We start from the raw sequence: 13,563 nt of genomic DNA on the forward strand, positions 1-13,563 counted from the left end.
TTTTATATACATTATAGGCTGATATCTGTATTTTTTCTGGTAGAATCCTGCATATTTATCTAAAACAAATCCACTACTTTGACATTCAAGTAGTGGATTTCAAATTTATTTTTACAATCCTATCAAATTTTTGGTTTATTTTTATGACACCTAAAGCAGAGAACATCATCTTTTTCCTAAACTATCAAAATTAAATAATGAATGGACAAATGAAAGCAAAACTTTGAATTTCGTCCCATTTTCCTTCTAGTGATCATGAAAAGGTTCTTAAACAGCAGCTGAAGTAAAACAATGATCATTAAAATAAATAATCTCGGAAAGAATCTTGTATCCTTTCATATTCTTGAAAGCTTCCCTTGCCTCTTTTTCTGTATCAAATTCGAACATCGACGTTTTTTCGTTTGAATAGAGAGTGATTACCCACATTAAAAATTCCCCCAATAAAAGATTACTGTTCCTCTTTTCTCATTCACTGATAGATTATTCCTAATACTGTAGCTTTAATTTATTATAGGATCTACACAATCATACAGAAGAATACAAAACAACTTAAAACTTTCAAAACATATTAGTGTTATATTAGTCATTAACAAAATCTAAAAATCATCGCCTTCAATGAAGAAGAGTCAGAACAATATTAAGACTCGATACATAAATTCCCTCTATAAGGTAATATTACAAGTCGAGAAATGACTTTTTATTAATGACAATATTTTACAGGAGATGCTCCTTATGTCAGCTGCAGACATGGGATCTTTATTAGGTGATAAATATGTGGACAATGATCGTTTCCTATCTTCCAGACTGGTATGCTTTTATGCAAGCTTTTATTGCGTTTTTCATCCCCTATTCAATCTCGAAATTTTTTAGTTGGATCATTACATTAGAGGAAGAGTGATGAAAATCTGGAAATCAAAGATCAGAAATACAAGAAACCATACAAATGAAAGTGAAAAAAAGGAAGATTATAAATCTTATGGATATCCAATAGGTCATTTTACGGGCGATTTTACCTCGGATTTGGAACTTATTAAGCAAGAAATCAGTCATAACTCGGATGTGCACATTCGGGAGTTTAGGATCGGGCGTACAGGCATTCGGTCGGCCATCATTTTTGTAGAAGGACTGTCCGACAAAGATCTCATCGACAAACATATTATGAAATCATTGATGGCTGATTTTTTCAACGAATTTAAACAGGAACCATCTTATGTAAAAGGAACCTTTTCAAAAGAGTTTATTAAAAATCAAATTCTTTCTATTAGTGAAGTAAAAGAAGTCAATCATATTAAAGAGTTGATAGCAAAAATATTGACAGGTATGACAGCCCTTTTGATTGATGGACTATCAGATGCGTTCATTCTTGGTACAACCAAAGCAAACAAACGGAATATTGAAGAGCCGGTGTCAGAAGGACTGGTCAGAGGTCCACGAGTTGGTTTTACTGAAATCTTAACCGATAATACCGCCCTTTTACGACGACATGGTGAAAACGTGAACTTAGCATTAATAAAATTCCAAATAGGAAAACGGGCAAAAAAAGAATTGGCCATCGTCTATATGAAAGAGATTGCTGACCCGGAATTAATAGAAGAAGTAAAGAAAAGAATTCAGAAAATCGATATTGATCATGTACCGGAATCAGGCTATGTAGAACAACTGATCGAAGATAATTTCCTTAGTCCCTTTCCTCAAGTACAAAGTACAGAGCGTCCTGACCGTGTAATTAGCGCATTGATGGATGGACGAGTGGCAATCTTATTAGACGGAACACCTTTCGCTTTGATTGCACCTGTTACGTTTAGTATGTTATTGCAATCGCCGGAAGATTATTATGAACGATGGATTCCTGGCTCCCTCTTCCGTCTTTTACGGTTTGGAGCAGCTCTTCTTACGTTGTTTGCACCTTCACTTTATATTTCTTTTATCTCGTTTCATCCGGGATTAATCCCAAGTAAGTTAGCCATTTCAATTACAGGAACTAGGGAAGGTGTTCCGTTCCCCTCACTAATAGAAGCACTGTTTATGGAAATAGCTATTGAAATTTTACGGGAAGCTGGGCTGCGCTTACCTAAACCCATTGGCCCAGCGATGGGAATTGTTGGCGGACTAATCATCGGTGAAGCAGCCGTCCAAGCAGGGATTGTTAGTAATATTATGGTTATTGTAGTAGCAATAACCGCCATTTCTTCCTTTGCCATTCCTAGTTACAGTGCAGGCATCCCCTTGCGTATTCTTCGCTTTGTAGCCATGTTTGCTGCTGCATTGTTTGGATTGTACGGAGTCATTCTGTTTTTCCTCTTACTTTGCAGTCATTTGGTGAAACTGAAGAGTTTTGGTGTACCTTATACCAGTCCTGCTGTACCTTATCGATTAAGTGACTTGAAAGATTTCATGGTCCGCATGCCTATTCAGATGATGAAACGTCGTCCGAAGATGATACATACGAAAGATCAATTTCGTAAAGAATAGCCTACTTCGAAGGAAGTGAACCCGAGATGACTCTTGGTCCCAAAGACCGAATAACCACTCCCCAAGCAGCCGTTATCGTCATCAATTTTATTCTTGGTACAGGGATCCTCACACTGCCCAGGGCATCTGTAGAAAAGGTAAAAACACCTGATGTTTGGATTACCGTTATTTTAGGCGGACTAATCGCGATAATAGCTGGGGTTATGATTGTGAAATTAAGCCAACTGTTTCCCGAAAAAACCTTTTATCAATATAGTCGTATAATCGCAGGGAAATGGGTAGGCGGGCTTCTCAGTGTTCTTATTATATGTTATTTATTATTAACTGCCGGGTTTCAAGTCCGTGCCATGGTGGAAGTAACAGGGGTATATTTACTGGAAGGCACCCCTAATTGGGCAATCACTATGTCATTTATTTGGGTAGGTCTCTATTTGACCACTGGAGGCATCAACCCAATGGCCCGGCTGTTTGAAATTATTTTTCCTATAACAGTTATCCTTTTTTTGCTGGTTGCCTTTATGAGTTTCGGAATATTTGAGATGGATAATCTCCGTCCAGTATTAGGATTGGGAATCATACCTGTATTAAAAGGGGTAAAGACAACGGCTCTCGCATATACAGGTTTGGAAATCATGTTGTTCCTTCCGGCATTTATGATACATCCGGATAAAGCAGTAAAAGCTGTAATAGTCGGAATTACCATACCCTTAATTTTTTATGTAATAACCGTCATTATGGTGATCGGGGCGTTATCCGTCGATGGAGTGGTCACAAGAACGTGGCCGTCCCTTGATTTGATAAGAAGTTTTGAAATCCCCGGCTTAATCTTTGAAAGATTTGAGTCCTTGTTACTCGTAATATGGATCATGCAAATATTTGCTACATTTACCATCGCCTACTATTCGGCTGCTTTGGGTCTGGCTCAACTCTTGAAAAAGAATATTCATCCATTTTTGTATGGATTACTTCCGGTTATTTACATCATTACGGTTATGCCGAAAAATATTAATGACCTATTTAAACTCGGCGATATGATTGGCAATGTCGCGTTATATTTATTTGGTTTACTACCGTTGCTGCTTCTCATTGTTTCAAGATGGAAGGTGGGAAAGCATGAAGCAAAGCAATAACAATATACGGTCCCTTAAGGGTATACTTTCCATTCTACTACTCCTGTTTCTTACAAGTTGCTGGAGCAGTAACGAAATTGAAGAAATAGGTTTAAGTGTAGGTTTGGCATTAGATAAAGGAAAAGAGTCAGCTATTGAGAAAGAATTAAAGCAACAAGGAGGAGGATATAACTCAACAGAAAAAATAACCATGACTTTTCAAATTGTTAACCCACAAGGAACAGGTTCAGAGAATAAAGGCGGGGGATCACAACAAAAACCTTACTTGAATATTTCTGAAACCGGTGATTCCATCCATCAAATGAGTCGCGAATTTTCTTTGAGAAGTGATCGCCCCATATTCAGCCCACACCTTAAAGTTATTGTTATTAGTAAGGATCTTGTACGTAAGTATAGATTGGAACAATTAGTTGATCAATTACTTCGTGATAATGAAATTAGACCAAGCTGTCTTGTGTTCATTAGCAAGGGGCGCGCAAATGAGACACTAGAATCAAAAGAATCAGGAAAAATTCCAGCGTTCCGTTTGATTGGAATTTCAGATAATGAATATCGAACAACAAGGATTTTGGCCCCTATGTCACTTGCCAAATTAGAAGGCAAGATGCATTCAGGATCTAGTTTTCTTTTACAAAATGTTATTCCGACGAATGGAGAAGTTAAATTTTCAGGAGCTGCCGTGATTAGAGGAAAGACAAAAAAGCTTCTTGGTTTTTTGAATGAAGAGGAAATGGAAGGCTTAACGTGGATAACTGGAAAGGGAAAAGGTGGTTTGGTCAAAAGCTTTGATGCAGCGACAAAACAGCCAATCATTTACGAAATAAAAACAATGAAAAGTAAAATTACACCTCACGTTAATGGGAACAACATCTCTTTTGATGTAAAAATTGAATCAGAAGGGAGCCTTTCTGAAAATTGGGTAATTTCGGGGGAAGGTTCTGAAAATAAATTTTTAAAAAGAGCTGAAAAAGCCGCTGAAGAAGAAGTAAAACGATTGATAAATACTACAGGAGAAAAAATGCAAAAGGATTACCAAGTCGACGTTGCCGGCTTCGGAAACCGATTGAGAATTGAACATCCTAAAGTATGGGAAAAAGTCAAAAAAGATTGGGACCACATATTTAGTGAAGTTCCAATCGAATACAACGTGAAATTAACTATTATGGATTATGGATCAAACTTTAAAAATTGAGATTTGTTGAGATTAGCAATAGGTTAGAATCAGAAAAAAGTCTGATCCTAATTTTAATGTGTACCCGTTGTAAAGGACATTTTCAAAAAAATCCTAGGCAGATTTAAGAAGATGATCTCTGTATTGTGGCTCTTTTTCATCAGTTTCTCAAATTCCAATACGATATGATAGTTACCAGCAGCGTCCCTCACCGATTTGGTAACCGGGTGATCTCCGGAATGGTTGGTAACGATGAGATAGTTCCCGCTTCGGTCGGTCGTCACATAGGAAGCAAGCAGGGCGTATGTAGGTTTATGATTGATCTCGACAAGGTCCCCCGATTCCGAATTAATGGCTAGGGCATATACTCTCCCACCGCCTCCATGCCCAAAATCAGGATGGTGGGAGCGTTCGTCCGTACAGTAGAGGATATTCCTCTTTTTATCTAGGTAAGTAGCACCTATGCATATCTCTGGAAATACGTTTTTTTGGTACTCTAGCTCGCCCCGCTTCTCATCGTACTTACAAATCCCGAATCCGCATGAACTACCATTATTTTTCCAGTTACCGATATATACAAATGTATCGTTGACCATAAATGTTTGCACCTTACCTCACCAAGCTTTGCATCATATTATCCACGCAGGTAGGCATAGAGAGCTTCTCCTCCTGGTCCAGGAAAAATCTCATCTAGTTTTTTTCATTACATCTGCAGGAAGTTCGATTTCGACTGCCCCACAGGGATTCTTCCATCTGTTCAAGCGTTCTTGGTCCGATAATTGGAGCCGTCACGGCTGGGTTAGCCAGCACCCAGCCAATGCGACATTGGACTCGCTCTCCCCCTATTCCCTGCACAGCTTGCCATATGCATCAAGCTGTGCAATCTGGGTATCGCTCAATTCCCGACATACTTTGCGGACGTTGTTTTCCTTCTACAGGTTTCAGTTCACTTCCGCTGAGCAGCCCCATTGCTAGTGGGCTGAAGGTAACGACACCCATGCCAAGATCCAGCGCAGCAGGGAGCAACTCCAACTCAGGCAGCCTGCACATCAGGTCGTATTTGTGTTGCAAGTACACCAAACCTAAGAAATGGTGTTTTTCTGCTGCTGCCTGGGCATATGCGAGATGCCGCGCACCAAAGTTGCTGGGGTGATATTTTACTGCCACGAATATCTTCAAGCTTCTTTTCGCTCATTTTGATTAACGACTCACCATGAAAATACCCTGTTGATTGGAGCGGAAATCAACGGCCTAATATAACAGAGCCATTTATTAAGTTCCCTAATTTGCTTATAGGTTTCTTTTTTGAAATAATAAAAGAATGGTTAGAAAAAAAGTTAGAAGATTGGATTTACAGGGAATAATGTTTACATAGAGTAAAAAGTAAGTGAGGTGGCATGCCTTACCAAATGTAAGGCGCTAAATGATTTGGATGAACGTTTTAATTATAGCAATCCTTATTACCTTTACTGCATTTTTTGTTGCATCAGAATTTGCCATGGTAAAAGTTAGGACAACAAGAATAGATCAATTAATTTCAGAAGGTAACAAGAAAGCAGAGGCAGCCAAAAAAGTCATTTCAAATTTGGATGGTTATTTATCGGCCACACAGGTTGGTATTACGATTACCTCCCTCGTTTTAGGATGGCTAGGTGAGCCAACCATCCGTACTGTGTTACAACCTATATTTGAATGGATACAAATACCCCAATCATTAAAACAAATTCTCTCATTTATTCTGGCTTTTGCGATTATCACCTTTTTTAACGTAGTCATTGGTGAATTAGCACCAAAAACGTTCGCAATCCAAAAATCAGAACAAATTATTATGCTGTTTGCAAAACCACTGATTCTTTTTTACAGGGTCATGTATCCTTTTATTTGGATTCTTAACCGTTCTGCCCGATTTGTGACGGGACTTTTCGGTATTAAACCAACTTCTGAACAAGAGATGGTCTTATCTGAGGAAGAACTTCGTTTAATTCTTTCACAAAGCTACGAAAGCGGCGAAATTAATCACTCCGAATACAGTTATATGAATAATATTTTTGAATTTGATGATCGAATTGCAAAGGAAATTATGGTACCAAGGACAGAGGTAGTCACCCTTTCAAAAGATGCCACAATGGACGAAATTATCGCAATTGTCCGCGAGGAAAAATATACCCGGTATCCGCTTATTGACGGAGATAAAGATAATATTCTAGGAATTGTTAATATTAAAGAAGTTTTAACAGATTGTATACAGGAAAAATGTACAGGAGAACAACCCCTGAGTCCTTATATTAAACCGGTCATTCATGTTATTGAAAGTATTCCGATTCAAGAATTGTTAGTAAAATTACAAAAAAGCCGCACTCATATGGCGGTTTTATCTGATGAATATGGTGGCACAGCTGGTATTGTTACGGTAGAAGATATTCTGGAAGAAATTGTCGGTGAAATTCGTGATGAATTTGATTTGGATGAACTTCCGCTAATCCAGAAAAAAGGTGATTACCATTATATTTTAGATGGCAAAGTACTGATTGGCGAAGTAAATGATCTCCTTGGAACCACCCTTGAAGAAGAGGAAGTTGATACCATTGGCGGTTGGTTTCTAACACAAAAGTTTGATATTAAAAAGGGCGATTCTATTGAAAAGGAAGGATTCACCTTTCAAATTAAGGAAAACGAAGGACATCATATTGAATATATTGAAGTAAGAAAGATGGAAACAGTAGCCTCCGAGTAACGGAGGCTTTGTTTTTTATATTTTTTGTAATATTTTGATTTTTATACACATACTTATGGGATTTCCCCATAAAATATGTATAACAACTACTATTCAAACTAGAACGTTTGACTGTACAGTTTAAATTATTTATAATTATTATTAATTTTCAAATTAAAGAGGTGATATGATGGGGCTGTCTATCGAATTGGTGAAATAGCTGAAATGGCGCATGTGTCAAAACGAACCATTGATTACTATACGTCTATTGGCTTATTAAATGCAGATCGCTCAAAGTCAAATTACCGTATTTATTCAGATGAAGCATTGGTTGATTTGAAATTTATTGAAGAATGTAAAAGTCTGCACTTTCCTTTAGATGAGATTAAAAGAAAACTAGAAATGCGCAAAGCAAAACACTTACGTGAATCAGAAGTTGAAAAGCATGTAAGTGCTGTAACTCAGCAAATGAAGCAGCTGCACAGCGACTTGTTTGACCTCATCCCCATTATAGAAACATTAGATGAGGAACAGAAACAAAAGCTGACCAGCAATCTTAGTTTGCTTCGTACCACTCTAATGCAATCACTTTTGAGTGTTACGACTTAATTTTTTTAAATAACTGGGAGGTGACACCTTACCTGTTTAACAACGGGATAAGGGAATTTATTTGGACATATTTAACTTGGTTATTATAGCCATTTTAATTGCCTTAACTGCCTTTTTTGTAACTTCTGAATTTGCAATTGTTAAAATTAGAAGTTCAAGAATTGATCAGTTAATTGAGGAAGGAAATTCGAAGGCTGTAGCAGCAAAAAAAGTAATATCGAATTTAGATGAGTATTTATCTGCCTGTCAATTAGGTATTACGATTACTGCCTTGGGTTTAGGTTGGATTGGGGAGTCCACGATTGAGCATATTTTAAGCCCGCTTTTTCTATCAATTAATATCCCTGAGAGTGCAACACAAATAATATCCGTTGGCCTTGCGTTTGCTCTCATTACCTTCCTGCATGTTGTAGTTGGAGAACTGGCTCCTAAAACACTTGCTATTCAAAAGGCAGAGCTGATCACCTTGATTGTGTCACGTCCGCTTATCATGTTCTACAAAATGATGTATCCTTTTATTTGGGTATTAAATGGATCAGCACGAATTGTCTCAAGTATTTTCGGGCTTAAACCAGTTTCAGAAAATGAAATTGCCCATACTGAGGAAGAACTTCGAATTATCCTATCTGAGAGCTATAAGAGTGGCGAAATTAACCAATCCGAGTTTAAGTATGTAAATAAAATTTTTGAATTCGATAATCGGATTGCCAAGGAAATCATGGTTCCAAGAACAGAAATGGTTTCTTTATCAAAGGACGATTCTTTAGAGACATTTCTTCAAATCTTACGCGAAGAAAAGTTTACTAGATATCCAGTAATTGATGGCGATAAAGATCATATTATCGGATTAATCAATATTAAAGAAATAATGACTGATTTAATAGGCAATGAAAATCTTTCATCGCAAACACTAGCAAACTATACTCGCCCAATTATTAGAGTTATTGAGACCATTCCTATCCATGACTTATTGGTGAAGATGCAAAAAGATCGTGTTCATATGGCGGTTTTAATGGATGAATATGGCGGGACATCTGGACTTGTTACAGTTGAAGATATCCTGGAGGAAATTGTCGGTGATATTCGAGATGAATTTGATATGGATGAGGTTCCGGAAATTCGCAAGATTAAAGAAAATCATTATATTATCGATTCAAAGGTTTTAGTAAGTGAGATTAATGATTTATTAGGTGTTGAAATCGATGATGAAGATATCGACACTATTGGCGGTTGGGTTCTTACCGAAAATTACGAGGCAAAAGAAGGCGACATCATTCATCATGAAACATTTACCTTTAAAATTCTCGATATGGATGAACATCATATAAAGTATATTGAAGTCACTAAAAATGCCACTAATAATGAACCAAATTCTCCACAAGTCACTGTAACTAAATCTGAAGTTCTTTCATAGAATAGGATATTAATAAAAATAGACCGAAGCTTTCGGTCTATTTTTTGTCTGCTCTTTATGCCCGATTTTTACCAAAAATAAATGACTGCAAATGATTCCAATGTCATGTTAAAAGTAACCTTGATTTGAAAAGTTCTATTCAAAATTTTTTAAACTTGCCAAAATGTGTGAATTTTATCATATTCATTCCAATCTAAAAATTATATTCTTTGATTATAAGGAAATCATTTCTACCCTTATAATGCATAATTACTTTTGAAGGTTGGTGTAAAAATATGTTCATATCAATCGACGAAAAAGCAGCTTCATGGTTTACGAAAGAATTTGAGAATAGTTATCCAATCGGTATTCGCCTTTATCCCCAATATGCAGGCTTTGGAGAAAAGAATAGAGGTTTTAGTCTTGCTTTTTCAGTTGAGCAGCCTGCAAATATAGGTTATGCACAGAAAATGAACGGAATCACCTTTTATGTGAATGAAAATGACACTTGGTTTTTTGAAGAAACAGAAACATATTTATCTTTTAACGAAGATATGAAAGAAATTCAAATCAGTTTTAGAGAAACATGCGTTCATTAGATTTTATAGAAGAAACCAGCCGGCACACTGGCTGGTCTTTCCAATTTTATGTATAATAAAGATGACATAAGTTACCCTCTTACTCTAGGATTCTATCCATTTCCAATCTCTTCAAGAAAGGAGTTGGACATCAAAGAATATACGAGACCTCAAAGACAGTTAGTTCATTTTTTAAGTAAGCTAAAAGATAAAAAATCTATTTCTCAAACTGCTTCGGGCATTCCTCCAACTATTGATGTTACACTCGAGGAAGTACGTAAAGCTGTAAGGAAATTTTCAGACAGTCTGCCTAAAGGAGTTTTCCGAACAGTCTTGGTTCAGGAAGACAATAGCATCGACTTTGAGAAGCTTGTACCGCATCTTGGCGGAGTCCCATGCAAAAAATTTTATATGTCTAGGGAGACTTACGATTTGTTCGATGAAAATGACAAACAAATTCCAACTGAGATGGATCTGGTTCAAAAAGCAGTGGACCTATATGTTCAGAATCACAAAGAATACCCCATGTTAAATTTTGACCCCCAACACAAGGTTAATTACTATTTGCTCCTTAAGGAACATTACTTAAAAAAAGCACCTGATACACAATTTTATATAACAGACCTAGATGGTTTAATCACTCATATAAAACCAAAGAATTAGAAATCCTTTCACTCCTGAGAGGATTTTTTTATATTTGAGGAAGTTTTTTTTGCTTTTTTTTCAACTATACTGAGATAATAGACTAACAATGAAATATATTTTATAAACGAGGGATACAAAGATGGTAAAACAGAAAAATAAATCGCGGTATTTGGCGACTATTTCTCTTATAATCATGGGAATCGGATATATTGCTACTATGCCATTACAGCACTCATTTTGGGGGAATATTCTCCAAGGTGGTTTTGAAGCAGGTCTTGTCGGAGGGTTAGCAGATTGGTTTGCCGTAACAGCTCTTTTCCGACACCCGCTCGGCATACCCATTCCACATACGGCACTACTGCCTAAGAACCGGCAAAGAATTACGACTGGAATCATTACCATGCTTGAGAATGATTGGCTTACGAAGGAAAGTATTCGAAAAAAAATTGGTTCGTTTGAAATTACCAATAAATTAGTAGACATTATCACCACTCAAGTTAGCTCAACAACAGTGCAAAAGAATTTCATACTACTCATTCAACACTTAATCAATAAGGTAAACATAGCGAAACTTACACCCATTATTGAACAAGAGCTAAAAACTAAATTAAATGATTGGGATATCAAAAAGTACGTTCCCTTGCTTATTGATCAAGTCACAGAACGAAAATATGAGGAAAAAACACTCGATTACATTCTGAAAGAAATTGATGATTGGGCTGCGAAAGATTCAACAAAGTACAAGCTTGGCGGAATGGCCGTAGATGCAGTGGAAAACATTAAAGCAGATGGTTTTATGCAGTTTGCTTTGAAATCGTTTAGCAACTTGGTTAACGAAGAAAAATTGGGAAACATTATTCAGAGTCTTATTCAAAAAGGAGTAGCCAGTTATCGAGATCCCTACAATCCTAATAGGAAGACTTTATTACTTCATATCGGGCACAAGCTTGAATCCATTAAGAGTGATGAAAAAGTATATACTGAGCTTTCCAATTTAAAGGCTCATTTGATTACCAAGTGGGAACCTCATGAGCAAATAGATAACCTATTACAAGAGTTAAAGGAAAAAGCCATTCATTATGTTTCAGAACCAGCTTTTTTAAATAACTTCTTAATTCCGTTTACACTTGACAGCCTAAATGAATTGAAGAACAACACAGAAAAAGTAACCGCTTTTGATACATGGATGAAATCGCAGCTTTCAGACTTTGTTGAAAAAAATCATTCTAAAATCGGAAAACTTGTAAGAGAAAATTTAGATAGACTCGATGACAAAACTTTAATTAACATGGTCGAAACAAATGTCGGAAAGGACCTGCAATGGATTCGTGTCAATGGGGCCGTATGCGGATTTTTGATTGGGTTAATTTTAGTTGGTATTAGAGCTTTCTTTTAAGATGCCTTAGTTCATAAGGCATCTTTTTTTGCACGAAATAGGAACTTGAAAATTGGTTCTTTTTTAGGCCCCCTCCTCATATTTAGTATTATAGTCATTCTTTTTATCACATAAGGGGGCATGAAAATGGCTGTTAAGCTTATTAAGATTTCTGTAATCTATTTTGTGATTGGGGTACTTCTTGGCATGTACATGTCAATGACGGAATCCTTTGACTTCACACCTGTTCACGTTCATATTAATTTATTAGGTTGGATGTCTTTGGCACTTGCTGGTTTGATTTATGCTGTATTTCCCAATGCCGCTGAAACCACCCTTGCAAAAGTTCATTTCTGGCTTCACAATATTTCGCTCCCTATTATGATGATTGGGCTTGCCTTGTTGGTTTCCGGTGTGGATAGTGCCGGTCCTGCAGTAGCCGTTGGCGGAACTTTAATGGTTTTAGGGATTATCATCTTTGCCATTAACATTTTCAAAAATGTAAAACAGTAACCTGTCATTATAACATTCTTTTTGCTAAGCGAAGACACCTGATATGGTGTCTTCTTAACATAAGTTCATACTGTCACTTATCACCTATGGATTTGTAAAAATTTCTTTCTTAGCCTGTCTTTTTCTTCATTGCTTTTTCTATAATTGTAATCATAAATGGCTCCCTCCCAATCACCATACATTGGGTTTGGAAAAACAATCAGCTTCCGGCCAAACTCATCCCTTCGTTTATTTACCTCTGATGTTCTTTCTGATACTGTTAATCCATCAAAACCGCTAAAATCTCCTAAATTATCGCCAAAGTATAAGAGAATTTCATGCGTTTTTGATACGTATTTTCGTCGTGTCTCCTTTCCCTTCTCACCTGGTTGTTGAAGTAATATGTGCTCGTAATTGACCTGCGGAGCTCCCACAAGCTGTAGATTTTTGGCTGTCGCTTCTTTTTGGGCCTCATCTCTATTTGAAATATAGTAAATATCGACTCCCCTGGCATTAGCATACTGCAAAAATTCAATTGCTCCAGGTAATGCCTTTGCTGTTCCGCGATTAAACCACTCATTCCAGTTAAAGGGAATTCCTTGTCCATGTAGGACAAACCATGCTTGATGTGGACTGTTATCAAGAATCGTTTCATCAATATCAAGGACTACGGCAGGCTTTAAGACAGCTGTTTTCGATCGGTTTTTTAACAATTCATCTAATCGCATCCTGCCAAGGTTATACCCTTGGTAATATAATGCTTTTGCCTCGGCTGAGCTTTGAAACCAAAGCACGGACATAGTGTTTTGCTCATACAAGTTTAACGAAGGGCTCCCTTGTGTTTCAGCCTTTACTGATACACCATTAAGTAAAAATCCAACTAAAACAAGGACCACCCATTTAGTCTTCCTTATCATTTCCAATACCCTCCTTCATGTTTGAACAATATTAGTATGTGAAAGAAGGATAAAACCTAGGTATTTTA

General features: G+C 36.9%; 14 protein-coding genes. 10 read left to right on the forward strand and 4 right to left on the reverse strand.

Annotation, left to right across the window (positions count from 1 at the left end):
- Positions 1 to 267 precede the first annotated feature (267 nt).
- Entirely contained in the window at positions 268 to 426 is a 159-nt protein-coding gene (locus JOC76_RS27265) for a hypothetical protein (protein WP_205181950.1), read from the reverse strand.
- Between the two features lie 471 nt (positions 427 to 897).
- On the opposite strand from JOC76_RS27265, the gene JOC76_RS27270 reads away from it, so the two are divergent.
- The 3 genes from JOC76_RS27270 to JOC76_RS27280 are packed head-to-tail and all read left to right on the forward strand — an operon-like array spanning position 898 to position 4,794.
- Entirely contained in the window at positions 898 to 2,472 is a 1,575-nt protein-coding gene (locus JOC76_RS27270) for a spore germination protein (protein ID WP_205181951.1), read from the forward strand.
- 26 nt (positions 2,473 to 2,498) lie between these two features.
- Positions 2,499 to 3,602: a spore germination protein gene (locus JOC76_RS27275; protein ID WP_205181952.1), complete on the forward strand. Its 1,104-nt coding sequence runs from the start codon at positions 2,499 to 2,501 to the stop codon at positions 3,600 to 3,602.
- On the forward strand, positions 3,586 to 4,794 hold the full coding sequence (locus JOC76_RS27280) for a Ger(x)C family spore germination protein (RefSeq protein WP_205181953.1): 1,209 nt from the start codon (positions 3,586 to 3,588) through the stop codon (positions 4,792 to 4,794). Before JOC76_RS27275 ends, JOC76_RS27280 begins: the two co-directional genes overlap by 17 nt.
- Before the next feature lie 53 nt (positions 4,795 to 4,847).
- Here JOC76_RS27280 and JOC76_RS27285 read toward each other — a convergent pair whose 3' ends face one another.
- Together JOC76_RS27285 and JOC76_RS27295 are read right to left on the reverse strand one after the other, a co-directional pair.
- On the reverse strand, positions 4,848 to 5,369 hold the full coding sequence (locus tag JOC76_RS27285) for a beta-propeller fold lactonase family protein (RefSeq protein ID WP_205181954.1): 522 nt from the start codon (positions 5,367 to 5,369) through the stop codon (positions 4,848 to 4,850).
- Positions 5,370 to 5,643: 274 nt separating this feature from the next.
- Positions 5,644 to 5,940 (reverse strand): aldo/keto reductase, encoded by a 297-nt coding sequence (locus tag JOC76_RS27295; RefSeq protein ID WP_205181955.1) that lies wholly within the window; start codon positions 5,938 to 5,940, stop codon positions 5,644 to 5,646.
- 256 nt (positions 5,941 to 6,196) lie between these two features.
- Here JOC76_RS27295 and JOC76_RS27300 point away from each other — a divergent pair, with 256 nt between their 5' ends.
- The 7 genes from JOC76_RS27300 (at position 6,197) to JOC76_RS27330 (ending at position 12,599) form a co-directional block, all read left to right on the forward strand.
- Entirely contained in the window at positions 6,197 to 7,507 is a 1,311-nt protein-coding gene (locus JOC76_RS27300) for a hemolysin family protein (RefSeq protein WP_205181956.1), read from the forward strand.
- A 186-nt stretch (positions 7,508 to 7,693) separates the two neighbouring features.
- The gene (locus tag JOC76_RS27305) at positions 7,694 to 8,095 is read left to right on the forward strand and encodes a MerR family transcriptional regulator (protein WP_307784777.1); all 402 of its coding nucleotides are present in this window, start codon (positions 7,694 to 7,696) and stop codon (positions 8,093 to 8,095) included.
- A 61-nt stretch (positions 8,096 to 8,156) separates the two neighbouring features.
- A complete protein-coding gene (locus JOC76_RS27310; protein ID WP_205181958.1) occupies positions 8,157 to 9,509 on the forward strand; it encodes a hemolysin family protein in 1,353 nt (450 codons plus the stop codon).
- 275 nt (positions 9,510 to 9,784) lie between these two features.
- Entirely contained in the window at positions 9,785 to 10,087 is a 303-nt protein-coding gene (locus JOC76_RS27315; protein ID WP_205181959.1) for a HesB/YadR/YfhF family protein, read from the forward strand.
- 48 nt (positions 10,088 to 10,135) lie between these two features.
- Positions 10,136 to 10,729, forward strand: coding sequence for a DUF3939 domain-containing protein (locus JOC76_RS27320; protein WP_205181960.1), 594 nt, complete (start codon positions 10,136 to 10,138; stop codon positions 10,727 to 10,729).
- Between the two features lie 121 nt (positions 10,730 to 10,850).
- Positions 10,851 to 12,107 (forward strand): DUF445 domain-containing protein, encoded by a 1,257-nt coding sequence (locus JOC76_RS27325; protein WP_205181961.1) that lies wholly within the window; start codon positions 10,851 to 10,853, stop codon positions 12,105 to 12,107.
- A 126-nt stretch (positions 12,108 to 12,233) separates the two neighbouring features.
- Positions 12,234 to 12,599, forward strand: coding sequence for a cytochrome-c oxidase (locus JOC76_RS27330; RefSeq protein ID WP_205181962.1), 366 nt, complete (start codon positions 12,234 to 12,236; stop codon positions 12,597 to 12,599).
- An 80-nt stretch (positions 12,600 to 12,679) separates the two neighbouring features.
- Here JOC76_RS27330 and JOC76_RS27335 read toward each other — a convergent pair whose 3' ends face one another.
- The gene (locus tag JOC76_RS27335; protein WP_205181963.1) at positions 12,680 to 13,495 is read right to left on the reverse strand and encodes a 5'-nucleotidase, lipoprotein e(P4) family; all 816 of its coding nucleotides are present in this window, start codon (positions 13,493 to 13,495) and stop codon (positions 12,680 to 12,682) included.
- Positions 13,496 to 13,563: the final 68 nt, after the last annotated feature.

The organism is Neobacillus cucumis, assembly GCF_016908975.1.
Lineage (GTDB): Bacteria > Bacillota > Bacilli > Bacillales > Cytobacillaceae > Neobacillus > Neobacillus cucumis.

Bases quoted from the DNA above. Each gene is read 5' to 3' on its own strand.
- JOC76_RS27265 (WP_205181950.1), bottom strand. From the start codon at position 426: ATGTGGGTAATCACTCTCTATTCAAACGAAAAAACGTCGATGTTCGAA.
- JOC76_RS27270 (WP_205181951.1), top strand. From the start codon at position 898: ATGAAAATCTGGAAATCAAAGATCAGAAATACAAGAAACCATACAAAT.
- JOC76_RS27275 (WP_205181952.1), top strand. From the start codon at position 2,499: ATGACTCTTGGTCCCAAAGACCGAATAACCACTCCCCAAGCAGCCGTT.
- JOC76_RS27280 (WP_205181953.1), top strand. From the start codon at position 3,586: ATGAAGCAAAGCAATAACAATATACGGTCCCTTAAGGGTATACTTTCC.
- JOC76_RS27285 (WP_205181954.1), bottom strand. From the start codon at position 5,369: ATGGTCAACGATACATTTGTATATATCGGTAACTGGAAAAATAATGGT.
- JOC76_RS27300 (WP_205181956.1), top strand. From the start codon at position 6,197: ATGATTTGGATGAACGTTTTAATTATAGCAATCCTTATTACCTTTACT.
- JOC76_RS27315 (WP_205181959.1), top strand. From the start codon at position 9,785: ATGTTCATATCAATCGACGAAAAAGCAGCTTCATGGTTTACGAAAGAA.
- JOC76_RS27320 (WP_205181960.1), top strand. From the start codon at position 10,136: ATGTATAATAAAGATGACATAAGTTACCCTCTTACTCTAGGATTCTAT.
- JOC76_RS27325 (WP_205181961.1), top strand. From the start codon at position 10,851: ATGGTAAAACAGAAAAATAAATCGCGGTATTTGGCGACTATTTCTCTT.
- JOC76_RS27330 (WP_205181962.1), top strand. From the start codon at position 12,234: ATGGCTGTTAAGCTTATTAAGATTTCTGTAATCTATTTTGTGATTGGG.
- JOC76_RS27335 (WP_205181963.1), bottom strand. From the start codon at position 13,495: ATGATAAGGAAGACTAAATGGGTGGTCCTTGTTTTAGTTGGATTTTTA.